Source organism: Nonomuraea sp. N2-4H (genome assembly GCF_045291505.1).
Classification (GTDB): Bacteria; Actinomycetota; Actinomycetes; order Streptosporangiales; family Streptosporangiaceae; genus Nonomuraea; species Nonomuraea fastidiosa.
The window spans coordinates 2,987,627-3,008,786 of the sequence record NZ_CP147987.1 but is presented as its reverse complement, the minus strand read 5'-3'; the positions used below and the strand labels follow the sequence as shown (position 1 = coordinate 3,008,786).

General features: G+C 69.8%; 19 protein-coding genes and 2 pseudogenes. 6 read left to right on the top strand and 15 right to left on the bottom strand.

What is annotated here, in order from left to right; genetic code table 11:
• Nucleotides 1-46: 46 nt before the first annotated feature.
• Nucleotides 47-1,021, top strand: a complete 975-nt coding sequence (locus WBK31_RS13790) for a threonine/serine dehydratase (RefSeq protein WP_406674958.1) — start codon at nt 47-49, stop codon at nt 1,019-1,021.
• Between the two features lie 22 nt (nt 1,022-1,043).
• Here the strand turns inward: WBK31_RS13790 and WBK31_RS13785 are convergent, their stop codons facing one another.
• A complete protein-coding gene (locus WBK31_RS13785; RefSeq protein WP_364050311.1) occupies nt 1,044-1,721 on the bottom strand; it encodes a TetR/AcrR family transcriptional regulator in 678 nt (225 codons plus the stop codon).
• 143 nt (nt 1,722-1,864) lie between these two features.
• Between WBK31_RS13785 and WBK31_RS13780 the strand changes: the two genes are divergently transcribed.
• Complete coding sequence (locus WBK31_RS13780) at nt 1,865-2,728, top strand: NAD(P)H-binding protein (protein ID WP_364050308.1); 864 nt, start codon at nt 1,865-1,867, stop codon at nt 2,726-2,728.
• 4 nt (nt 2,729-2,732) lie between these two features.
• Here the strand turns inward: WBK31_RS13780 and WBK31_RS13775 are convergent, their stop codons facing one another.
• From WBK31_RS13775 to WBK31_RS13750, 6 genes and pseudogenes are all read right to left on the bottom strand, one after another.
• Nucleotides 2,733-6,410: an NACHT and WD repeat domain-containing protein gene (locus WBK31_RS13775; protein WP_406675494.1), complete on the bottom strand. Its 3,678-nt coding sequence runs from the start codon at nt 6,408-6,410 to the stop codon at nt 2,733-2,735.
• Nucleotides 6,411-6,695: pseudogene (locus tag WBK31_RS13770) on the bottom strand (serine protease); the annotation flags it as partial. It lies immediately after the preceding gene.
• A complete protein-coding gene (locus tag WBK31_RS13765; protein WP_378789293.1) occupies nt 6,696-6,968 on the bottom strand; it encodes a hypothetical protein in 273 nt (90 codons plus the stop codon).
• The gene (locus WBK31_RS13760) at nt 6,965-7,324 is read right to left on the bottom strand and encodes a CU044_2847 family protein (protein WP_364050299.1); all 360 of its coding nucleotides are present in this window, start codon (nt 7,322-7,324) and stop codon (nt 6,965-6,967) included. Before WBK31_RS13760 ends, WBK31_RS13765 begins: the two co-directional genes overlap by 4 nt.
• Before the next feature lie 421 nt (nt 7,325-7,745).
• Nucleotides 7,746-7,904 carry a hypothetical protein gene (locus WBK31_RS13755; protein ID WP_406675586.1) on the bottom strand — a complete coding sequence of 53 codons (159 nt, stop codon included), beginning with the start codon at nt 7,902-7,904 and terminating at the stop codon, nt 7,746-7,748.
• A gap of 73 nt (nt 7,905-7,977) precedes the next feature.
• Nucleotides 7,978-8,130: pseudogene (locus WBK31_RS13750) on the bottom strand (hypothetical protein); the annotation flags it as partial.
• An 82-nt stretch (nt 8,131-8,212) separates the two neighbouring features.
• Between WBK31_RS13750 and WBK31_RS13745 the strand changes: the two are divergent.
• The 3 genes from WBK31_RS13745 to WBK31_RS13735 all read left to right on the top strand — a co-directional run bounded on the left by WBK31_RS13745 (nt 8,213) and on the right by WBK31_RS13735 (nt 10,049).
• Nucleotides 8,213-8,524: a carboxymuconolactone decarboxylase family protein gene (locus WBK31_RS13745; RefSeq protein WP_406674957.1), complete on the top strand. Its 312-nt coding sequence runs from the start codon at nt 8,213-8,215 to the stop codon at nt 8,522-8,524.
• Between the two features lie 177 nt (nt 8,525-8,701).
• Nucleotides 8,702-8,968, top strand: coding sequence for a YciI family protein (locus tag WBK31_RS13740; protein WP_364050293.1), 267 nt, complete (start codon nt 8,702-8,704; stop codon nt 8,966-8,968).
• A gap of 97 nt (nt 8,969-9,065) precedes the next feature.
• Entirely contained in the window at nt 9,066-10,049 is a 984-nt protein-coding gene (locus WBK31_RS13735) for an oxidoreductase (protein ID WP_406674956.1), read from the top strand.
• A 197-nt stretch (nt 10,050-10,246) separates the two neighbouring features.
• Here the strand turns inward: WBK31_RS13735 and WBK31_RS13730 are convergent, their stop codons facing one another.
• Entirely contained in the window at nt 10,247-10,837 is a 591-nt protein-coding gene (locus WBK31_RS13730) for a hypothetical protein (protein WP_364050287.1), read from the bottom strand.
• A 136-nt stretch (nt 10,838-10,973) separates the two neighbouring features.
• Here WBK31_RS13730 and WBK31_RS13725 point away from each other — a divergent pair, with 136 nt between their 5' ends.
• Complete coding sequence (locus tag WBK31_RS13725; RefSeq protein WP_364050284.1) at nt 10,974-11,384, top strand: hypothetical protein; 411 nt, start codon at nt 10,974-10,976, stop codon at nt 11,382-11,384.
• On the opposite strand, the gene WBK31_RS13720 is transcribed toward WBK31_RS13725, so the two are convergent.
• The 7 genes from WBK31_RS13720 to WBK31_RS13690 form a co-directional block, all read right to left on the bottom strand.
• A complete protein-coding gene (locus WBK31_RS13720) occupies nt 11,350-12,726 on the bottom strand; it encodes an AI-2E family transporter (protein ID WP_406674955.1) in 1,377 nt (458 codons plus the stop codon). The two genes, WBK31_RS13725 and WBK31_RS13720, sit on opposite strands and share 35 nt — an antisense overlap.
• 458 nt (nt 12,727-13,184) lie before the next feature.
• Complete coding sequence (locus WBK31_RS13715; RefSeq protein ID WP_364050278.1) at nt 13,185-14,063, bottom strand: carbohydrate ABC transporter permease; 879 nt, start codon at nt 14,061-14,063, stop codon at nt 13,185-13,187.
• Nucleotides 14,060-14,914 (bottom strand): sugar ABC transporter permease, encoded by an 855-nt coding sequence (locus tag WBK31_RS13710; RefSeq protein ID WP_364050275.1) that lies wholly within the window; start codon nt 14,912-14,914, stop codon nt 14,060-14,062. The genes WBK31_RS13715 and WBK31_RS13710 overlap by 4 nt, the downstream gene beginning before the upstream one ends.
• Nucleotides 14,915-15,087: 173 nt before the next feature.
• The gene (locus tag WBK31_RS13705; RefSeq protein WP_406674954.1) at nt 15,088-16,485 is read right to left on the bottom strand and encodes an ABC transporter substrate-binding protein; all 1,398 of its coding nucleotides are present in this window, start codon (nt 16,483-16,485) and stop codon (nt 15,088-15,090) included.
• A gap of 167 nt (nt 16,486-16,652) precedes the next feature.
• On the bottom strand, nt 16,653-18,800 hold the full coding sequence (locus WBK31_RS13700) for an alpha/beta hydrolase (RefSeq protein ID WP_406674953.1): 2,148 nt from the start codon (nt 18,798-18,800) through the stop codon (nt 16,653-16,655).
• A 178-nt stretch (nt 18,801-18,978) separates the two neighbouring features.
• Nucleotides 18,979-19,959, bottom strand: coding sequence for a LacI family DNA-binding transcriptional regulator (locus tag WBK31_RS13695; protein WP_364050266.1), 981 nt, complete (start codon nt 19,957-19,959; stop codon nt 18,979-18,981).
• 156 nt (nt 19,960-20,115) lie between these two features.
• Nucleotides 20,116-21,156 (bottom strand): substrate-binding domain-containing protein, encoded by a 1,041-nt coding sequence (locus WBK31_RS13690; protein WP_364050263.1) that lies wholly within the window; start codon nt 21,154-21,156, stop codon nt 20,116-20,118.
• Nucleotides 21,157-21,160: the final 4 nt, after the last annotated feature.

The window sequence follows — 21,160 nt, the reverse complement described above, 5'->3', positions numbered from 1 at the left end:
CACGAACGCCGCCGTACGGGGCCGTTCCGTGACAGGCTTCGCGACCATGAGCGGTCTCGATCATGTCCGGCTCCGGCTCGACCGCATTCGCGCCGCAGCCGCCGCCATCGATCCGGTGTTCCTGGACACGCCGGCCATGCCGTGCCCGTCTCCGGGCCGGGCGCTCGGCTCCTCGATCACGCTGAAGGTCGAGACGCTCAATCCGGTACGCAGCTTCAAGGGACGCGGCACCGAGACCGTCGCCGCCGAGGCCGCCGCGCGGGGCGCGTCCCGCATGGTGTGCGCGAGCGCCGGCAACCTCGGCCAGGCGCTGGCCTACAGCGGCGCGCGCCGGGGCATCGACGTCACCGTGGTGGCCGCCACCACCGCGAACCCGCTCAAACTCGCCCAGATCACCGCACTCGGCGCCGACCTCCGGCTCCATGGCCAGGACATCGAGGACGCCCGCCTGCTGGCCCGCGAGCTCTCCGAGGCCGAGGGCGCGTACCACGTGGAGGACAGCCTCGACCTGGCCACCTGCGAGGGAGCCGCGACGATCGGCCCCGAACTCGTCCGCGACGACCCGGACCTCGACGTCGTGCTCGTCGCTCTGGGCGGCGGCGCGCTGGCCGGCGGCGTCGGCTCCGCCGTACACGCGCTCGCCCCGGGCGCGGAGGTGATCGGCATCCAGCCGACCGGCGCGCCCGCGATGGCCCTGTCGTGGCAGCGCCGTACCGTCGTCGAGACCGACCGCATCGACACGATCGCCGACGGCGTCGCCGGCCGCTGCCCGATCCCGGAGGTCCTGGACGATCTGCTCGTGGTCATGGACGACGTGCTGCTCGTCGGCGAGGACGCGATCAAGGCCGGCATGCGGGCCGTGTACGAGCATGCCGGCCTGGTCACCGAACCCTCGGCCGCTCTCGGCATCGCCGCCGTCATGGAACACCCCGCCCGCTTCACCGGCCGCCGCGTCACCACCGTCCTGTGCGGCAGCAACGTCCTCCCGACCGACTTCGCCCGCTGGGTCCTGGAACCGTGAGCGACCACCCTCCGCTGACGGTTCAGCGCCGGAGCCACTCGTCGAGGAGGGCGGCCTCGGCTCTGGTGAGGGTGGGCAGGCTGGGGAGCAGGGTGCGGAAGGCGGCGATCACGGCTGCGGGGTCCTCGGCGGGGGCGGTGTCGTCGGTGAGTATGGCGCGGGCGACCGCGTCGAAGGCGGCGTCGGCCAGGCGCGGGTCCTTCTGGTCCGGCGGCAGCGTCAGCAGCGTGTGGACGGTGCCGATGCCGGCCGCGTGGATGAGGTTGACCGCGCGTTCCTCGCTCACCTTGAGCCTGCCGGCGACGGCGATCCTGTGGACCAGCTCGGCCAGCATGCGCAGGCCCTCGGCCTGGGCCGGGGTGTCGCGCGGGCGGGCGAGCAGCAGGCTGAAGACGTGGGGGTGGTCGAGGCCGAAGCCGATCTGGGTGTCCCAGCCGGCGCGCAGGTCGGCCACCGGGTCGCCGGTGGGCGCGGTGGCTCGCTTGCGCGCCACGTGCTCGGCGAAGACGTGCTCGACGGCGGCGTCCAGCAGGGCGTCCTTGTCGGGGAAGAAGCGGTAGAGGGCCGGGGGCTGCAATCCGGCTTCCTGGGCGACGCGGCGGGTGGTGACCGCGGCGGGCCCTTGCTCGGTCAGCAGGCGGGCCGCGGTCGTCACGATGCGCTCGCGGGTGAGGTCACGCCGCTGTTGGATCTGCGCCATGTGAACGATGGTACTCCCAGCGCCATCGCGTTGAGAGCAAGCCTTCAGCCGGTTTCGACAACAACGGTAGTAACAACGTTAGTATCAGTGCTAACGTCAGAGGCGTTCCACCTAGAACATCCCGTGCAGACTGGAGCCAACCCATGCTGATCGTCACCGGAGCCACCGGCCGTCTCGGCTCGCTGATCCTCGACCGCCTGCTTGAGCGCGTGCCCGCCGAAAAGGTCGGGATCAGCGTCCGCGACGTGACCAGGGCCGCCGCCCTCGCCGAGCGCGGCGTACGCGTACGGGCCGGAGACTTCACCGAGCCGGACACGCTCAAGCTCGCCTTCGAGGGCGCCGAGCGGGTCCTGGTCATCTCCGCCTCCATCCGGGGAGAGGCCGCCACGGCCGCCAACATCGCCGCGATCGACGCGGCCCGCGCAGCGGGCGCGCGGCGGGTCCTCTACACCAGCCACCAGGCCGCCTCCCCGGCCTCGCTCTTCGCGCCGCAGCCCGTGCACGCGGCCACCGAGGAGCACCTGCGGCGGCTCGGCATCCCCTACACCGCCCTGCGCAACGGCTTCTACGCCTCCACGCTGGAACTCTTCCTCGAGGCGGCCATCGAGACCGGCAGGCTGGCCGCGCCGCTGGACGGCCCGGTGTCCTGGACCTCCCACGAGGACCTGGCGGAGGCCGCCGTCCTCGCGCTGACCGAAGACGGCGTGTTCGACGGCGTCACGCCGCCGCTGACCGCTCCCCGCACGCTCGACTTCGCCGGCGTCGCCGCCATCCTCAGCCGCATCACCGGCAGGACCATCGAGCGGGTCGTCATGGAGGATGAGGAGTGGGTGGCGGCGATGGTCGCCGACGGCATGCCCAGACCGGCCGCCGCGTTCCTGTTGACCATGTTCCTGGCATCGCGTAAGGGGGAGTTCGACGTCACCAGCCCGGCACTGGAGTCCGCGCTCGGACGTCCTGCGAGGTCCGTGGAGGAGGTGCTGGAGGCCGCCGTACGCTCACGCTGAGCGGTCAGGCGGATGGGCAGACGGTTTCCGGTACGTCTCGAGGCAGGCCGCGCCGCTCCTCGGCGTCAAGGTCACGTCCGAGGATGGCGCAGAGCCGCGAGGCCCACAGCTCCGGATCGACCCGGAGCACATCGGCGAACTCGCCGCGATCACGCAGCAACGTTCTGCCTTCGTCGGCCGACGCCATGAACTTCTGCTGGCCGGAAAAGGAGTAGGCCTCCACGTTCACCTCGCCCGAGCCGGTCAAGCGCAAGAAGTGGACGAAACGTCCAAACGTCAGAAAGAAGCCGGGGTTGCCGTCACCGTCCTCCTCCATCCTCCCCACCTGGGAACTTTCAGGCGCCAGGGGTCCGAGCCCGCCGTAGATTTTCCGAGGGTTCTGGCGATCGGCCACCGCCCACAGCTCGATCACCGAACCGCGCGTCAGCACCATGGCATAGCGCCCGCTAGGCTCCACCATCGCGGTGACCATGTCGTCTCCCAGCCGTATGCGCAGGTTCGGCTCCTCCTTACCGGTCGCCAGACTCACTGCGTGCAGGCTGTGGCTGGTCCTGTGCGCAACCTGTATATACCCGGGCTTGTAGTGCCGCAGTACCTGGAAGTCATTGAGCGCCAGCCCGCCTTTGAACACGCCACGCAGGTCGATAGGTTCGGATATGCGCCGACCGTCGCGAGCGTTCCAATGCTCGACCACGGTGCCGGAGACCGTCACGATCTCGTCGTCAGACAGGAAGACGAGGTTCACCTCTGGCTGGCTCCCCGTCGAGTCGCGTGAAGGTAGGCGAGCAGTGAACGTGCTCACCTCGCGCAGGTCAGGCAGGGTGTAGACGGTGATCTTGTTCGAGCCGGACACGTCGGCCACCAGCGTCTGGCTCCGGTTGGTGGCGAGTAGGTGGTTCGCGTCGGAGGGCACGGGAGGGATGGGCGCCGAACCGAGCGTTCTCCCCTTGCCTTCGACCTCCGCGACGACCAGACGGTCCGCGATCTTCCCGCCTCTCTTCCCCGTCCGGAACACAGCTGCTTGACCGCCTCTGAGGAGCACCGGCGGGTTGAACGCGCCAAGCCCGGCATCGCCGTGCAACCGCCACCCTCTCACGTCGGCTTGGCCGCGCTGGACCACGACGGGCTCCTCGGGCGTGCCGAGGAGCGGCCCCATCTTACCGATGGAGGTAATGTCTGGCCCGGTGAATCGTTGTGGCGGCGTGCTCGCTCTATCGCCGACGATCACCCAGGTGCCGCTCCCCTCGTTGACGGCGATGCGATCACCGGTCGCCGACATGGCAGGGTCGTGGCACACGCTGTACCTGGCGGTAGAAACGTAGCGGGTCAGCTCCCGGCCATCCGCGACGCGGAAGACCCGATAGACGGCTTTTTCGGCTGGTTTCCTGCACACGACCGCGACGCTGCCGTCCGCCGAGATGTCGACCCTCGGCGACAGCAACGCGTGCACGTCACGTTCAAACTTCCACACGGCTCCGGTGCGCAGATCGATCCTCACCAAAGGCTCATCATCAGTCAGCAGCGTGCCCACTAACGTGTGCTCGTCGGGACCGAACCAGACCTGCCGCAGCTTCGGCAGCCGTTTCGGCGGGTTCTGGAGCCGCCGCGTCACTAAGTCCCACACCCGCACCTGGCCCTCGAAGGCCGCCGTCGCGATCCGCCGTGCGCCCGGCGAGAAGGAGACGACGTTGTGGCCGCCGTCCCGTCCTCCGAGGGTGAACTTCCGCAGCGCGGCGCCGGGCAGCCGCTGCGCCGGTCCTAGGACGATGTCGCGCTCGGTGTAGCGCACGTCGTGCCAGTACATCGAGTCGCTACCGTCTAGCGTGTACGCGATGCGCCGGACATCCCCGCTGATCAGCGGGAAAGTCGCGTTTCCTGGGAGCCCGAGGTGCTTTCGCAGCACCTTCCCACCGGCCTGCCGATGGAACATCGTCCCCCGACCGCCCTTGGAAACGCCGAACAGCGCGGAGCCGTCGGCGCTCATCGCCATGTTCATGATTTCGCCCTGGAAACCGGAGAGCATCCAGGCCGCGTCGTTCAACGCTTCGTATCGCTGCAACAGGGCGTTCACCGCCTCCTGAGTGGGAGCGACCCGATAGGCGGCGACGGCCGCCAGGGCTGCCAGCCCCGGATCGCTCTCCAGCAAGCCCTCGATGGAACTCGCCAGTATGCGAGAGGTGTTCTCCTTCTCCCGCTCCGCGGTGGCCTGGCTCTGAGTAACACCGAAGGTGGCCAGGCCCGCGATCAGCGCGACCGCAGCCGCCACTGCGGTCCGCAGGAGACGACCGCGCCGCTTATCCGCCCGATCCCGTTTTTGTGACATGGCGATGAAGCGCCGCTGCTCCTCCGTCAGATCCCCTTCGCGCCCGGCCGACCACTGCTCGACCGCCGCGAGCTGCGCACCGGTGAGCAGCGGGCCGCCGCGCTCGTGCCGCCGCAGGTCCTGCTCCAGCTCCGCCTGCCCGGCCAGGAAGCGCCGGTCCTTCTCCACCTGGTCGCGCAGGGCGGGCCAGGCGGTGATCAGGGCCTCGTGGGCGAGTTCGGCGCTCTCCTGCTCGCCCTCGCCGCCGTGCAGCACCAGCAGCCGCGCTTCGGCCAGCTCGGTCGCTATCCGCCACTGCTGGTCGTCCACCTCGTCGCGGGTGAGCCTGCGGCGGAGCAGGATGCCGCCGTCGGGCAGCATCCGTACGAGCCTGGTGAGCAGCCGGCGCGCCGCCCTCTCGCGTTCCTGGCGGCCGGCGAAGAGACGCTTCCACGTTTCGTCCGCGTGTTGCTCCAGCGCGCCGGAGACCCGGCCGAGCTCTTCGTACGCCGCGTTGCGCAGGTGGCCGCCGTCCTGGCGTTCCCATAGCTGCTCGAGCACGAACCCCAAAAGCGGCAGGATGCCCGGCTCGTCACCGGCGTCGTCCAGCATGCGGCGGACCAGACCCGGCTCGTACGAGACCGCAGGGAGCCGCTCCACCGGCTTGGTGATCACCTCTTCGAGCTGACCCGCTGTCATGGGGGCGAGCGGCACCGTACGTCCGCCGAGCAGCGCCGGGCCCAGCTTGGGGTGGCGCAGCACCGCGTCCACCAGGTCGGAGCGGAGTGTGACGAGCACCCGCACGCCGCTCAAGCGCGTGAACAGCACGTCGACCAGTTCGTCGATCTCGGCGGGGGTGCGGTTGAGCAGCGCCTCGGCCTGGTCGAGGACGATGACGAGGTCGCCGGTCGCGTCCCGGCGGACGCGGTGCAGGGTGTCGCCGAGCCCGTGGTCCCGCAGCCAGCTTTCGATCTTGTCCACGCCGTACGAGCGGCCACATGCCTCGTGCAGCTCGGTGGCCAGCACGAACCTTATCGAGGAGATGTCCCCGGCGTTGAAGACCAGCGCCTCGTGCCCGTCCGCCCGGATGCGAGGCACCACGCCCGCCCGAGCCAGCGAGGATTTGCCGCAGCCCGACGGGCCGTAGACGGTCACCGTGCGGGAGGCGTACAGGGCGGCGACGACGGCGGTGATGTCGTCCTCGCGGCCGAAGAACACCTCAGCGTCGCCCTCCTGGTACGGCTTCAGCCCCCGGAAGGGCGAGCGCGGGCGGATGACCGGGCCGAGCGCGGGGATCTCGCGCACGATGGTCCTGGTACGCAGCGCGTACGCCTGCTGCGCCTCCCCCACCGGCTGCGCGGCCACCACGAGCCCGACCACCGCGTTGAGGGTGTCGTCCCAGACGGGGCTGCCGCTGAAGCCGGGCCGGACGTGCGCGGTCTGCCCGTCGGCCCTGGACAGCTCGATCCAGCCCTCACCGGTGGGGCCGCCGAGCCTGCCCTCGAACCAGGTGCCGCCGGGCGCGTCGCGCGGGAAGCCCACCACGCGTGCGCGCCCGCCGCGTACGCCGTCGGCCTCGGCCATCGGCAGCGGGCGGGCCCCGGGGATGGGCTCCCGCAGGCGGAGCACGGCGAGGTCGCCGGTCCGTTCGGCTCTGACCGGCACTCAGGTCTCGACCGAGGCAGGCCATCCGGTGCGGGGGCCGCCGTCCGGCGGGGGCTCGGCGAGCGGCAGCTCCACCCTGACCGGCGTGCCCGCCGCAACCTTGTCGTCGCGGGGCCGGCCCAGCGCGTCCGACACCACGTGGGCGCAGGTCAGCACCAGGTCGGGGGCGATGAGGAAGCCCGCTCCTCCCAAGGAGGCGGCTCTGACCTGGACGATGCCCGCGGCCAAGGTGTCGTACAGGCTGCCCGACCACGCCCGCGCCGTCTCCGTCACCGCTCGGACGCCTCCGGCCGCTCGGGGCGCTTCCACGTCAGGCTCACCGAGAAGTTCGCCTCGCTTGCGGTGCTCGCGATGACCACGTCCGCCTCGGCCGACAACGACACCCCGAATTCCAGCACCATCTCGTCCGGCGCGTTCTCAAGCTCTTTGAAGCGTGTGACGAAGCTTTCGGCGACGGGACGTACAGTGTCCAGCATGCGGCCGAGCGAGCGCCCCGCCCGCGTCACGGCGCCGTCGCCCCGGCCCACCCGCACGAGCCCCTCGTCCACTTCCCTGATCTGGACGCGCACCACGTCGCCGCCGTCGTCGCTCACCGGGACCTCCACCGTGTGCACGGGACGAACACTCACGGCATCCTCCAGACGTTCGCACGGCCGGCCCGGGTGAACGGCACGGCCACAGCTTCTTCACATGGCAGGTCGACTGCGAAACGCGCCGGCTGTATCGGCGAGCAAACGGGCGATTATCCGCAGGTAATCGCTGGAGTTTACCGATCGGCACCCCCGCGCCGCAGGCGATTCGACCGCCGGGAATGTACGACGCAATTGTGCACGCGCCGTCGCCATATAAGAGCCCGCCCGAATATCCTCAAATACCGTAAATATCGGGAAAATCGGCGCGGCTACTCCCGAGGCACTGGACACGCCGCAACCGCCCGCCGCCGAGCCACCGCCGCCCGCGCCCCGAACGGCACCATCCACTACAGCCAGGCCACGGGAGGCCCACCAACTGGGCGCGGCGCAAGGGCGCGCAAGCACCGCCCGACGCGGATCAGGCCGGCTTCGGCAGGTCCAGGCGCGCGAGCCGTTCCGGATCCGTCACGATCGAGATGGCCGTGATACGCCCGCCGGCGACGCTGAACGCCAGCAGCGACAGCGGCCTGCCGTCCGCCCGCCAGGCCACCACCCCGGGCCGCCCGTCCACCAGCACAGGCCGGCTCGCCGCGACCCCAGCCGTCCAGCGGCGGCGCGCGCCGGCGGCCACCGCGGTGCAGCCACGCCTCCTGCACCACGTCCTCGGCGTCGGCGTCGGCGTGCGAGCCCAGCATGCGGTACGCGACCGCGTGCAGCCGGTCGCGCTGCGCCTCGAACGCCGCAGCCACCGAAGCCGCCGAAGCCGCCGAAGCCCCCGACGTCACCGGGCCGGTCTGGGACATGTCGTTACCTTCCTCGCATCCGCTCCGTCATGGGGATGACGAGCCCGCAAGGGCACAGGTAACCGATGAAGGAGCACGACCCATGCAAGCACGGATGAACCGGCCGTCGAACCCGGACGTGACCACCGCCGTCGGGCACCTCTATAAGGCCGTCCACTCGGGCGGCGTCGATCCCCGCCTCCTGGAGCTGGTGCACCTGCGCGCCAGCCAGATCAACGGCTGCAGCCCCTGCGTGTACGCCGGGGTCGCCTCCGCCAAGAAGCACAGGGAGACCGACGAGCGGCTGCACAGCCTGGTGGCCTGGCGCAAGACGCCGTTCTACACCGGCGCCGAGCGTGCGGCGCTCGCGTTCACGGAGGCGGCCACCCGCATCCAGGACGGCGCGCCGGAGTGACCGACGAGATCTGGGACGCCGCGGCCGCGTACTTCGACGAGGACCAGCTCTCGTCGATCATCCTGCACATCGCCTGACCAACTGCTTCAACCGGATCAACCGGGCGATACGCGAGCAGGCCGGCAAGACCTGGTAGCGGGACACCCGAAAGATCGTCTTGGTACTAATGTGACGCCCATGGCGAGATTTGTACTGTTGCTCGAGTTCAAGAACGAGGACGACCGCCTGAAGGTGCGCCCGGCCCACCGGGAGCACCTTCAGGCACTGCTCGAGCAGGGCCGGCTGGTCACCGCGGGGCCGTGGGCCGACGACAAGGGCGCGATGCACATCTACGAGGTCGAGGACGAGGCGGAGTTGCGCGAGATCCTGGATCGCGACCCGTACACGGCGGTGGACGCGTACGACATCGCCTTGCTGAAGGAGTGGACCCCGATCCTCCCGTGACGAGTGGCTTCGTATCAGGACCACCCCGGCGTCCTGATACGAAGCCTCGTTTCGGCCCGCCGCCCGAGATCATGGCTTCCGGATGATCAAATCGGGCATGCTCTGTCGTACGTACCGGAACCCCCGTGAGGTGACGAGCATGGGCACCCCCCGCTCTTGGAGCTTGACCGATATACCCGACCAATCTGACAAGATCGTGGTTGTCACCGGTGCCAACAGCGGCATCGGGTACGTCACGGCGCGCGAGCTGAGCCGGCGCGGCGCGCACGTCGTGCTGGCCTGCCGCGATCCCGAGCGCGGCAAGAACGCGCTGGACAGGATGCGCGCGGAGGTTCCCGACGCGCGGCTGGAGCTGCGGCAGGTGGACCTGGCGAGCCTGGCGTCCGTACGCGAGTTCGCCGCCGGGTGGGACCACGACCGGCTCGACCTGCTGATCAACAACGCGGGCATCGCGGCGGTGCCGTTCGCACGGACCGCCGACGGGTTCGAGTCGCAGTTCGGCGTCAACCATCTGGGGCCGTTCGCGCTGACCGGGCTGCTGCTGCCGCACCTGCGGGCCGCGCCCGCCGCGCGGGTGATCTCGGTGAGCAGCATGGCGCACCGGCTGGTCCGCTTCGACCTGGACAACCTCAACGCAGAACGCTCCTACCGCGCGGCCTTCCACTACGGGCGGACCAAGCGGGCCGTGCTCTACTTCGCCATGGAGCTGCAGCGCCGGGCCGAGGCCGCCGGGCTGAAGCTGCGCAGCATGGGTGTCGAGCCCGGTTTCACCAGGACGAACGTGATGACCGGCGGCGCCAACGCCGCCCGCGGCAAGCTGTATCTGGCCACCATGCGGCTGGCCGAGCGCATCGCGTTCCGGCCGCCCGAGGAGGGGGCGAAGACCTCCCTGTACGCGGCCACCGTGCCCGGCCTGCCCGGAGGCTCGTACATCGTGCCCGACTGGCCGCTCCAGATGCGCGGCGAGCCGACCCGGCGCACTCGCGAGCCCGCCCTGTACGACGCGGTCACGGCCGGCCGCGTCTGGGAGCTGTCGGAGCGCCTCACCGGCGTCACGTACGACCTGCCCAAGCCCGCGTGAACCGCTTGCCGCGACCGGCGGCGCCTCCTTTCCCGCCGCCATCGACGGCGGGTTGGAGGGCAGCGACGCCTTAACGCGAGCTCCGCGCCGACGAGCGGCCCGTCGCCGTCATGCTCGCCGTTCACAGTCCGGCACGTGAGCGGCGACTCGGCCTGACGTCGGTCCGGCGCTCAGGAGTCGGTACGTCGGTCCGGCGCTCAGGAGTCGGTCCTCGTCTGGTCGCCGTCCTGGGATTGCTCCCGGCGGTCGTCCGGCAGGCCCGCCAGCCAGGCGTCGTACGAGCGGCTCTCCCCGCGCCCGCGCACGGCCACGATCACCCCGATCGAAACGAGCACCGCGACTGCGATGCCGCCGGCCAGCCACCACGTCCCGGCGTTCGAGGTGTGCCCGGGGACCGTGATGAGCTGGAGGTCCTTCCCGCCGGAAGGCGTCGGGAAGTTCCTGGGGATGGTGATCTTGTCTTCCTCGGTGAAGAGGTCGTTGTTGGCGCGGAAGTCGTCGAGATCCTCATAGTCCTTGCCTTGAGAATCGATGATGACGAACTCGCCGGTCTCCTTGTGGCGCACCGAATAGAGTTTGATCCACTCGAAGCTCCCGTCCTTCCTGTGCACCAGGACCGGCTGTTCGTACACCTCGGGGCCTGGAGAGCCCGACGGCGATGGCGCGGGTGAGGCGCTCGCCGAGACGGCCGGCGCACAGACGGCGAGCAGCAGGAGGAACGGCAGCGCGATGGCTGAGCGCACGGCACGGGCGGCGGTACGCGGCGCCACGCTCGTCTTGCCCGGCATCGGTCATCCTTTCTGAGCCGAGATCGCCCATCTTAGGGATCACCCGCCGGGACCGGTCCCGGCACAAGGGCCGCAGCGCCCGTACGATCGCGAACCCGCGCGCATCCTCCCCGCGACATCGGGTAACGCAGAGTGCATGGGATACACACCCGATCAGGAGCACCGCCGCCCCGAGGGGGCGGATGACCAGGCGGTACGCGCCGCCGGGATGGTGTCGGAGGCGCTGGAGACGGTCGAGCGCGCACGGGGGCACCTGTACTCGTTCCACCAGCTCACCGGCTCCGCCCACGCGACGTTGCACAAGGCCGTGAAGCTGCTGCGCGAGGGCGGGCACGACGAGCTGGCCAAACTCCTGCAGACCGAGCTGGTCGGCCGCGACGTCCTGCCGGGCCACTGGACGTTCCAGGTCGTGGAGACGTACGACGACTACTACTACGCCGTGTTCCGCGACATCGAGAAGCAGGTGCGGGACCGGCTCACGGGCGGGCGGCGGCACGTGTACGAGGCGGAGCTCAAGCAGCGCTCCCAGGCGGCCGGGGAGGCGTAGACCCGACGGAGGGCCGCTCACCCTCAGCCGCCTCAGGTGCCGCACGCCCCGCCCCGGAGGCCGGACGCCCCTCCTTGGAGGCCGGACGCTCCGCCTCGGTCGTCTTCGCCTGGTCCGCGTCGCCCTCCCCCGGCGTCTCCGGCTTCTCCTCGTCCGGTTCGGGGCCGGGCGGTGCGTCGGCGGGGCCCTCGTCCTCGGCCAGGTACGCCTCCGGCACCTCGGGCATGAGCGGCATCATCTCCTTGCGCGCCACGAACGTGTCCACCAGCGACAGCAGCATGGCCAGCACCGGCACCGCCAGCAGCGCGCCCACCGCCCCGAACAGCTGCGCCCCCAGCAGCACGCCCGCGAACGCGACCCCGGGATGCATGTTCACCGACCGGCCGCTGATGCGCGGCTCCAGCGTCAGGTTCTCCACCTGCTGGTAGAGGATCCCCCAGGCCAGCGCCGCGAGCCCGACCCAGGGCCGGGGCGAGACGAGGCCGACGACGGTGGGCAGCGCGATCGCGATGTACGTGCCGATCGTGGGCACGAACTGGGCCACCACGCCCGTCCACACGCCGAGCGCCAGCCACGACGGCAGGCCGATCAGCATGAACACCAGGGTCGAGCAGAAGGCGTTGATCGCCGCCAGGATGAGCCTGGCGGAGACGTAGCCGCCGGTCTTGACCAGCGACACGTCCCAGATCGTGATGAAGACCTGCTGGACGCGGCCGGGCAGGAGCTGGGCGAGCCAGCGCCGCAGCCGGGGCCCGTCGGCGGAGAAGTAGAACGTGAGCAGCAGCAGCGCGAAGGTGTTGAACACCGCCGCGGTGATCGTGCCGAGCAGCCCGAGCACGCCGCCCACCAGGTCTTGCGCGTAGGTGGCGGCCTGCTGCGGGGTGAGGTTGATGGAGCTGAGGATGGTATCGATGTCGTAGCGGGTGCCGAATCTTCCGTTGATCCAGTCGATGGCGCCGGTGACGACGTCGGGCAGCGCCTGTACGAGCAGCGCGGCCTGCTCGACGAACAGGTTGCCGAACAGGTAGAGGAAGAGGCCCGCGAGCACTGCGATGCCGGCCATCACGAGGACGGCCGCGGCCCCGCGGCGCATGTGCCGTGACAGCTGGCCCACGGCGGGCTCCATGGCGAGCGACAGGAACCAGGCCATCACGACGACGATGACGAGCGATCCGGCGTCGGTGAGGATGAACCTGATGAGGTACACCACGACGGCGACCGCGACGACGGCGAACCCGACCCGCCACACGTTGGCGGGCGACAGCAGCACCTGGACGCGGCGCGGCTCATCGGAGCGGTGCTTCCGGCTGCCGAGGTCGCGCGGCTCGGCGGGCTTGGTCATGGCATTCTCCTGAGCGGACCTGGATTCCACCACCAGTCTCTTCCCCCTGCCAAGCCACCATGCACGATCTCGGCCACGAGATCGACACACTGAGTCGCCACGTCGCCACGTCGCGGCCGCGGCCGGTCCGGTCACCCGCACCGGCCGACGGCGAACGGCGCGGGCGACCGCTCAGCTCGCGGTTCCCCGCGCGGGAAGGCGGAGCGGCCCCGCGCCGGGCCGGCGTGCGAGCGAGCGCGAGGCGGCGCTCAGCTCACAGCCGGACGGTGCGCCTGTTCGATCGCGGCGGGACGTTCCTCGCAGCCCGCGGGGGCGCTCGCCGTAGTTCCAGGACGACTCGCCGGGCCGTACGCCGGGGCTCCACCGGACGCCACCGAACTCGCTGCGGTACCGGCGGGTCTGCCGCGTGGCAATGCCCCCATTTGCCACGCGGCGCCGCCGCGCACAAGCCCCGGCCGCTACCGGAGGCCGCCGACGGAGAGCCCGCCGCGCCAGTGCCGCTGCAGCACGAAGAAGGAGATGATGAGCGGGATGATCGACACCAGCGCGCCGAGGATGATGAGGCTCCACAGCGAGGTGGTGCCGGCGTTGTTGGCCGAGGCGATGCCCTGCCAGAGGCCGAGCCCGACGGTGACGGGGAAGAGCCGGTTGTCCGACAGCATGGCGAGCGGCAGGAAGTAGTTGTTCCACGAGGCCACGGCCGACAGCAGCAGCACGGTGACCACCGCGGGCCGCATCAGCGGGAACGCGACCTGGAGGAACGTGCGGATCTCGCCCGCGCCGTCGGAGCGTGCCGCGTCGAGGATCTCGTCAGGGACCGCGTCGCGCGCGTACACATGCATGAGGTAGACGCCGAACGGGTTGAGCAGCGACGGCAGGATGACCGCCCAGATGGTGTTGGTCAGCCCGGCCTGGGAGAACATCATGAACGTCGGGATCACCAGCGCCGTGGCCGGGACCATGAGCGCGCCCAGCACGAGGGAGAAGCTGAAGCGCCGCCCGATGAAGCGGTATTTGGCGAACCCGTAGCCCGCCATGACGGCCAGGATCGTCGCGCCGATGCCGCCGGCCAGCGCGTAGAGGGTGGAGTTGAGTATCCACCTGCCGTAGATGCCGTTGTCGTAGGTGAACAGCTGCTGCAGGTTGCCGATGTAGTCGATGTTCTCGGCGAACCACAGGGTGTTGCCGCCGCCGAACAGGCCCGCCGCGTCCTTTGAGCTGTTGACGATCACCCACCAGAACGGCACGAGGAAGTACACGACCAGGAAGGCGAGCAGCAGGTGCAGGGGGAGGTTGCGGTTCGGCCGGCGGCCGGTGCGCGTGCTGGCGGTGGTCACAGGAAGCTCCTCCGCTTGCGGGTGAAGAACAGGAAGGCGTAGACGCCGGCGAAGACGACGCCGCCGAGGGCGAAGGAGATCGCCGATCCGTAGGTGAAGTTCGCCAGGCCGAAGGCCTGCTGGTAGGCGTACATGTTGGGGGTGAAGTCGGGGCCGATGGCGCCGGCCGCGAGCGAGCGCAGGATCTGCGGCTCGTTGAAGAACTGCAGGGTGCCGATGAGGGAGAAGACGAGGATCAGCAGCAGCGCGGGCGCGATCATCGGGATCTTGATGCGCAGCGCGATCTGCCAGCCGCTGGCGCCGTCCATGCGGGCGGCCTCGTAGAGTGCCGGGTCGATACCCTGCAGCGCCGCGTACAGGATGATCATGTAGTAGCCGGCCCACTGCCAGGTGACGATGTTGACCAGGCCGTAGAAGATCAGGTTGCTGCTGAGGAAGTCGGGGGCGGTCGCGCCGAACAGGCCGAAGATGTCGGTCAGCGGCCCGAAGCTCTTGCTGTAGAGGAAGCCCCACATGACCGCGCCGATCACCGTGGGGATCGCGTACGGCAGGAAGATCATCAGGCGCGAGAAGCGGGCGAACAGCGACGTGACCGAGTCGAGGATCAGGGCCAGCACCAGCGCGACGATGATCTGCAGCGGAATCGAGACCAGCGAGAAGCGGATGACGAACCAGGTGCCGGAGAGGAAGCTCGGGTCGGTGAACGCCTTTACGTAATTGTCGAGGAAAACGAAACTGGTGCCGCCGATCAGCCTTTTCTGGAACAGGCTGAGATACAGCGCGTACGCCAGTGGCGCGATGAGCAGCGCCAGGAAGACGAGCCCGAACGGCCCTACGAAGAGCCACCCCATCAGATGCTCGCGAAGGCGCACCTTACCGCGACTGCTCGATTTCCTGCCCTGCGTGCGTGGCGCACTCTTCTCCATCGTTAGGGTCATTTCTGGCTCCGGGAACGGTCTTGCTCAGGGGGTCGTATGCGGGCCGGCCGCCACGCTCGGGCGGCGGCCGGTCCCACGGCGTGGCGTCACTGGACGGTGAAGCCCTGCTCCTTGGCGTAGCGGGTGACGTCCTCCTGCAGCTTGTCGGCGGCCTCCGATGCGGTGACGGAGCCGTCGATGAGCGCGCTGACCTGCTTGGTCATGGCGTCGAAGTAGTACTGGCCGAACGGCGCGTACGTCATGCCCTGATAGGCGTTGGCCGCCGGGACGTACACTTCCTTGTTGGCCTGCTGGCCGTCGAAGAACTCGACCTTCAGCTCCTCGAACGCGGGGTCCTTCAGCGCCTTGAGGTTCAGCGGGAAGATGATCTGGTTGGTCCAGCCGTCGGTGAGCGACTCGTTGTCGGCGTAGAGCCCGTAGGCGACCTTCGCCGCCAGCTCGGGGTTCTTGGCCTGGCTGGTCACCGAGAAGGCCGAGCCGCCCCAGTTCACCTGCACCGGGTTGTCGGGGTCCCACTGCGGCAGCGGCGCGACGGCGAACTTGCCGGTGTCCTCGCCCTTGCCGACGCCGGCGCCGGTGAGGTAGCCGGGCGCCCAGGCCGCCGAGATGTAGGTGGCGTACTTGCCGTTGATGACGCCGGAGATGTACTCGGGCGTGAACTGGTCCTGCGTGCCGACCAGGCCCTTCTTCGCCAGCCGCCCCCAGTATTCGAGCACGTCCTTGGACGCCTGGTCGTTCAGCTTGATGCCGATCGTGTCCTTCTGCGCCGGGTCGTAGGTGAACGGCTTGGCGCCTTTCTGGATCTGCAGCGCCATGGTGAGCGCCGAGACGTTGGCGGCGAAGTCGCCGAACGCCGGGCCGCCCGCGTCCTTGACCTTCTGGGCGGCCTGCTCGTACTCGGCCCAGGTCTTCGGCGGCTTGATGTCGTACTTGTCGAAGATGTCCTTCCGATAGATCATCGCGACCGGGCCGCCGTCCACCGGCACGCCGTAGACCGCGTCACCGACCGAGACGTCCTTCCACGCGCCCTCGCTGTAGTTGTCCTTGACGGACTCGTAGCCGTACTGCTTGATGTCGACGAGCGCGTTCTGGATCTGGAAGGTCGGGATGCGGTCCATCTCGATCATGATCACGTCGGGTGCCCCGGTGCCCGCCGCGATGGCCGTCTGGAACTTGTCGTACTCGTCGCTGCCCTGGCCGACGTTGGTCCAGCAGACCTGCACCTCGCTGTTCTGCTTGTTGAAGTTGTCGACGACGAGCTGCATGTTCGGGTACCAGCCCCACATCGTGACGACCGGCAGGTCCTTCTTGGGGATGGTGTTGGTGCAGTTGCTCGCGCTGTCGCCGCCGCTTGCGGCGGTCGCGCCGTTGGTGCCGTCGGTGCCGTTCGTGCCCGTGCCGCCACCGAGGTCGGGGGCGCAGCCCGCGAGTGCGGTCGCGGCGGCGAGCATGATCGCCGCAGTGGAGAGCCGTGTCTTCTTCATGTGTGTTTCCTTGCGATCGCGGCGCACGCGGGGGTGGTGCGCCACCGGTGGGGCGGAGTGATCGGCGTGGACGGGGCACGAATGGCGTCCGTGCCCCGTCCTTCGCCGGTCCTCGTGTGAGCGCTAACACGATCCCGGCCGGTCACTGCCCGGCCGGGACGCCGTGCTCAGCGCTTGAACAGGCGTGGTGCCAGATCGATGAGGTTCTTCTGCCAGACGTCCCAGCCGTGCGGGCCGGGGGTCACGCCGTCGAACTCGTAGCGGATGCCGAGCCGGTCCAGCGTGGCCAGGGTGTCCTGGAACGACGGGTAGACGAAGTCCGTCTGGTCGCCGATGTACAGCCGCAGCATCTTGGTGCCGCGGTTGATCGCCTCGGCGTCGACGCCCTCGGCGCTGCCGAACCCGGCCGAGAACACCCCGATGTAGGCGAACCTGCCGGGATGCGCCTTGAGCACGCCGTACGTCTGGCCGCCGCCCATCGACAGGCCGGCGAGGGCCTGCTGGGACGGGTCGTCGGAGACGTTGTAGCGGGCCTGGACCGCCGGGACGACGTTCTCCAGCAGCTCGGCGTTGAAGTCCGGGACGTTGCCGTTGCTCATCACCACGACCATCGGGACGAGGTTGCCGTCCAGGAAGTGATGGTCGAGGATCTGCTTGGCCCGGCCCATCTCGGTCCAGTCGGTGTAGCTCTGGCCGCCGCCGTGCTGGAGGAAGAACACCGGGTACGGCTCCGCGCGGTCGGGGTCGTAGCCCGGCGGAGTCCACACCAGCGAGGTCCGCTCCTGGTTCACGACGTTGCTGTGGTAGGTCAGCTCCTCGACCTTGCCACCCTTGCCCTCGGGCACGTCGGTGAGCAGCCTGGAACGCTCGCCCTCGATGAGGAACGTGCTCCAGGTGGGCTCGGAGGTGACCTTCGTCGGGTTGGAGGTGTCCTTGACCGCGGTGCCGTCCACGATCAGCCGGTAGTGGTAGAACCACGGCTCCAGCGGGCCGACGGTGCCGCGCCAGCGGTCCCCCGCCTTGGCGAGCGGGACGCGCAGCCAGCTTCCGCCGGGAGCCCAGTTCGCCCACACCGTGACCTGCTGGGCGTTCGCGAACTCGGTCGTGGTCTCGAACGTGACGAACCCGTCGTCGCTCAGGAACGGCGTCGGCGTGGTGCCGGGCGGCGGCGGGGTGAACTCACCCTTCAGCTTCCCGTGCCCCTTGCTCGGGCCGTGGTCGCGCACGTTGCGGAACAGCCGCGGCAGGAAGTCGATCAGGTTCTCCTGCCAGGCGTTCCAGTTCGCACCGGCGTCGGGGTTCACGCCGTCGAACTCGTACTTGACGCGGGCGCGGTCCAGCGCCTTCGTCAGCTTGACGGTCGCGTTGTACGCGGGGTCCGTCACGTTGCCCGTGTAGAGGCGCAGCAGCTTGAGGTTGCGGGCGGGGCCGTTCGCCTCGGTCAGCAGGCCCGAGAACGAGCCGGCGTAGTCGTACTCGGCGGGGTGGCCGAGCGCGGCGCGCAGCGCCTGCGACCCGCCCTCGCCCGCGCCGGCGATGGCCTGGTGCGCCGGGCCGCCGTGCACGTTGTAGCGGTCGGCGACCGCCGTGCGCAGCTCCTTGCCGGCCTCGCCGTCGCTGAAGACGACCACCATGGGCTCGATGGCCTTGCGGGCGGAGAGGTTGTCGAGGATCTGCTTGGCCCTGCCGAGGTCGAGCCAGTCGCTCGCGGCGATGCCGTTCCCGGAGTTGAGGTACAGCACCGGCAGCTTCTTGCCCTTGCCGGTGTAGCCGCGCGGCGTCCAGACCAGGGCGGAACGCTGCTCGCCGCCGCTGCCGTAGGCGAGGGTCTCGACGTTGCCGCCCTGCCCCTCGGGCACGTCGGCGAGCAGCGCGGCCTCGTCACCCGGCACGAAGAACGTGCTCCACAGCGGCTTGGAGGCGACGCGGGTGCCGTTCGTCGGGTCCTTCAGCCCCTTGGTCCCGTTGACCGTGACCTGGTACGTGTACAGGCCGGGCGGCAGCGGGCCGAGCACGCCGGTGAACGCCTGCCCGCGCAGGGTCAGGCCGAACTGCGCCCACGTGAAGGAGGGGCCGAAGTTGCCCTCGATGAGGACCTGCGAGACCGAGCCGCCCGCCTCCGCCTCGACCTCCGAGACCGGGACGGTGAACGATGCGTAGCGGTCGTCGGAGACGTCCAGCCACGGTGTGGCGGCATGGGCCGGGCGCGGTGCGAGGACCGCGGCGGCGATCGCGATGAGCCCCGCGGTGATCGCGGCGGTGATCCTCAGCACGCCTGGGTGGCGTGACCTGCCGTGATAAAGTAAAGAAGGCATGCAAAAACTCCCTTGATGGCCGACCGTGGTTGACGCTGTGCTGGTCGGCCTGATTCGTGCGATGGACACTTGATGGTTGGTGTGCTTCGCACCTCCAATCCGTCGTGTGGATCCGCTTGCCCACCTGACTCCCGTGGCCGCGGGTGTCAGGTGCGCGGGCCTTCGTTACCGAACGTGGTCACATCGCCGCTCTCGGTGGTGCGGTGGAGCGGCGCACGACCAGGCGGGCCGGTAACACGATCTGGTGGGGGCCGTCCCACTCGCCGCGTACGAGCGCCTTGAGCATGCGGGCGGCCTCGTAGCCGAGCCGGTAGACCGACTGGTCGACCGTCGTGAGCGCGGGTTCTGCCAGCGCGGCCTCCGGGATGTCGTCGAACCCGGCCACCGACAGGTCGCCGGGCACGCTGAGCCCGAGGTCCTTCGCGACCTCCAGGGTCGTCAGCGCCATGTCGTCGTTCGCCGCGAAGATCGCCGTCGGCCGGTCGGGCCGCTCCAGCAGTGCCCGCGCGAGCGGCGCGGCGGAGCCGGGGTGGAAGTCGCCCTTCGCGATCAGCGCCGGGTCGGCGGGGATGCCGGCGCGGGCCAGCGCCTGGAGGTAGCCCTCCTCGCGGGAGCGGGAGGCGACCAGTTCCGAGCGGCCCGCGATGAAGCCGATACGCCGGTGCCCGAGCTCGATGAGGTGCTCCACCACGGCGGTCGCGCCTTCGAAGTTGGCGGCGGTGACCGAGGGCACCGTCGAGTCGGTGGCGGGATCGATGGCGACGACGGGTGTGCTGCTGCGGATCTCGCCCGAGGGCGTGACCACGATGCACCCGTCGGTGAGCGTGCCCGCGAGGCGGGACAGGTGCCGCTGCTCCCAGCCTTCCGCGTACGTGCCGTACAGGTCGCTGTCGGCGTAGATGATCAGGTCGAGGCCGGACTGGCGCAGCGCGTCCATCACGCCCTTGAGCACTTCGGCCGTGTAGGACTGGAAGCTGTGCGTCACCAGCCCCAGCACGTCCGTCTTGCGGCGCCGCAGGCTGGAGGCCACCAGGCTCGACTCGTAGCCGAGCCGTTCGATCGCCGAGCGGACCTGGGCGATGGTGCTGGCGCTCACGCCGTACCGCCCGTTGACCACGCGTGAGACCGTTGTGGTGGAGACGCCCGCCAGTCTAGCCACGTCACTCATCGTCACGGGCGAACCGCCGCCCACGGCCATACCGCCTCACTCGGTGCAATCGTTATCGGTTACGTTTGCGACGACAACGTAAGCGATAACGTTCGCGAAAAACAAGAGTAAATTTCGGTGATGACCGAACTGTGACTGACCAGGTGATCAGGACGGAGCGGGCCCGGTCGAGTCGCGGATGCTGAGGCTCGTCGCGAGCTGCAGATGCCGGGAGGCGGGCTGCACGCCCTCGGCCATGCCGAGCACGGTCTCGACGGCCATCCTGCCCATGCCGACCAGCGGCTGATGGACGGACGTCAGGCGCGGGGTGGTCCACTGCGTCTGCGGGGTGTCGTCGAAGCCGGTCACCGACAGCTCGCCGGGCACGGAGATGCCCAGCTCACCGGCCGCGGCCAGCACGCCGACCGCTATCTCGTCGTTGCCCGCGACGATGGCGGTCGGCCGGTCGGGGAGCGTGAGCAGCTCGCGGCCGTGCCGCTGCCCGGCCTCGACGGCGAACGCCTCGTGCCGGATGAGCGCGCGGTCTGGCGTGATGCCGGCCGAGTCGAGCGCGGCCTGGTAGCCGTGAAAACGTTCCAATGAGGGGGCCGAGCCGAGCGGGCCGCCGATCCAGCCGATGCGGCGGTGGCCGAGCTTGATGACGTGCTCGGTCGCCGAGCGGCCGCCCGCCCAGTTGGTGGAGCCGATGCTGACCAAGCGCGACTCGGTGGTGTCGATGGGATCGATGGTGACGATGGGCAGCTCGACGTCCTCGGCCGCCTCGATCACGGGGTCGGGTACGGCGACGGCCAGCGCGATGAGACCGACGACTCCGGACGCCTTCTGATCCTCCAGCCAGGAGCGGGCCGCCGCGCGGCTGGTGCTGACCGGCTCGCTGGGCGGCAGGCGCAGCAGCAGCTCGGCCTGCGCCGCGGTCGCGGCCTTCAGTATGCCCTGGAGCACCGTCCCCGCATACCGGGACTCGACGATGTCGAGCACCGTGACCAGCGTGTTGTCGCGGGGCCGTTCGTGCCGCGCCGCCGTGGGCTTGTAGCCGATCTCGGCCATGACGCCCAGCACCAGCTCGCGGGTCTTCGCGCCCACGTCGCTGCGGCCGTTGAGCACCTTCGAGGCCGTCGTCGGCGAGACGCCGGCCAACCGGGCGACGTCGGCCAGGGTGACGCGCTCGGAACGACCTCGCCGTCCCATCCAG

What these genes read in the sequence shown, in the direction of transcription:
- WBK31_RS13790 (WP_406674958.1), top strand. Translation starts at nt 47, where the DNA reads ATGAGCGGTCTCGATCATGTCCGGCTCCGGCTCGACCGCATTCGCGCC.
- WBK31_RS13785 (WP_364050311.1), bottom strand. Translation starts at nt 1,721, where the DNA reads ATGGCGCAGATCCAACAGCGGCGTGACCTCACCCGCGAGCGCATCGTG.
- WBK31_RS13780 (WP_364050308.1), top strand. Translation starts at nt 1,865, where the DNA reads ATGCTGATCGTCACCGGAGCCACCGGCCGTCTCGGCTCGCTGATCCTC.
- WBK31_RS13745 (WP_406674957.1), top strand. Translation starts at nt 8,213, where the DNA reads ATGCAAGCACGGATGAACCGGCCGTCGAACCCGGACGTGACCACCGCC.
- WBK31_RS13740 (WP_364050293.1), top strand. Translation starts at nt 8,702, where the DNA reads ATGGCGAGATTTGTACTGTTGCTCGAGTTCAAGAACGAGGACGACCGC.
- WBK31_RS13735 (WP_406674956.1), top strand. Translation starts at nt 9,066, where the DNA reads ATGCTCTGTCGTACGTACCGGAACCCCCGTGAGGTGACGAGCATGGGC.
- WBK31_RS13730 (WP_364050287.1), bottom strand. Translation starts at nt 10,837, where the DNA reads ATGCCGGGCAAGACGAGCGTGGCGCCGCGTACCGCCGCCCGTGCCGTG.
- WBK31_RS13725 (WP_364050284.1), top strand. Translation starts at nt 10,974, where the DNA reads ATGGGATACACACCCGATCAGGAGCACCGCCGCCCCGAGGGGGCGGAT.
- WBK31_RS13720 (WP_406674955.1), bottom strand. Translation starts at nt 12,726, where the DNA reads ATGACCAAGCCCGCCGAGCCGCGCGACCTCGGCAGCCGGAAGCACCGC.
- WBK31_RS13710 (WP_364050275.1), bottom strand. Translation starts at nt 14,914, where the DNA reads ATGGGGTGGCTCTTCGTAGGGCCGTTCGGGCTCGTCTTCCTGGCGCTG.
- WBK31_RS13705 (WP_406674954.1), bottom strand. Translation starts at nt 16,485, where the DNA reads ATGAAGAAGACACGGCTCTCCACTGCGGCGATCATGCTCGCCGCCGCG.
- WBK31_RS13700 (WP_406674953.1), bottom strand. Translation starts at nt 18,800, where the DNA reads ATGCCTTCTTTACTTTATCACGGCAGGTCACGCCACCCAGGCGTGCTG.
- WBK31_RS13690 (WP_364050263.1), bottom strand. Translation starts at nt 21,156, where the DNA reads ATGGGACGGCGAGGTCGTTCCGAGCGCGTCACCCTGGCCGACGTCGCC.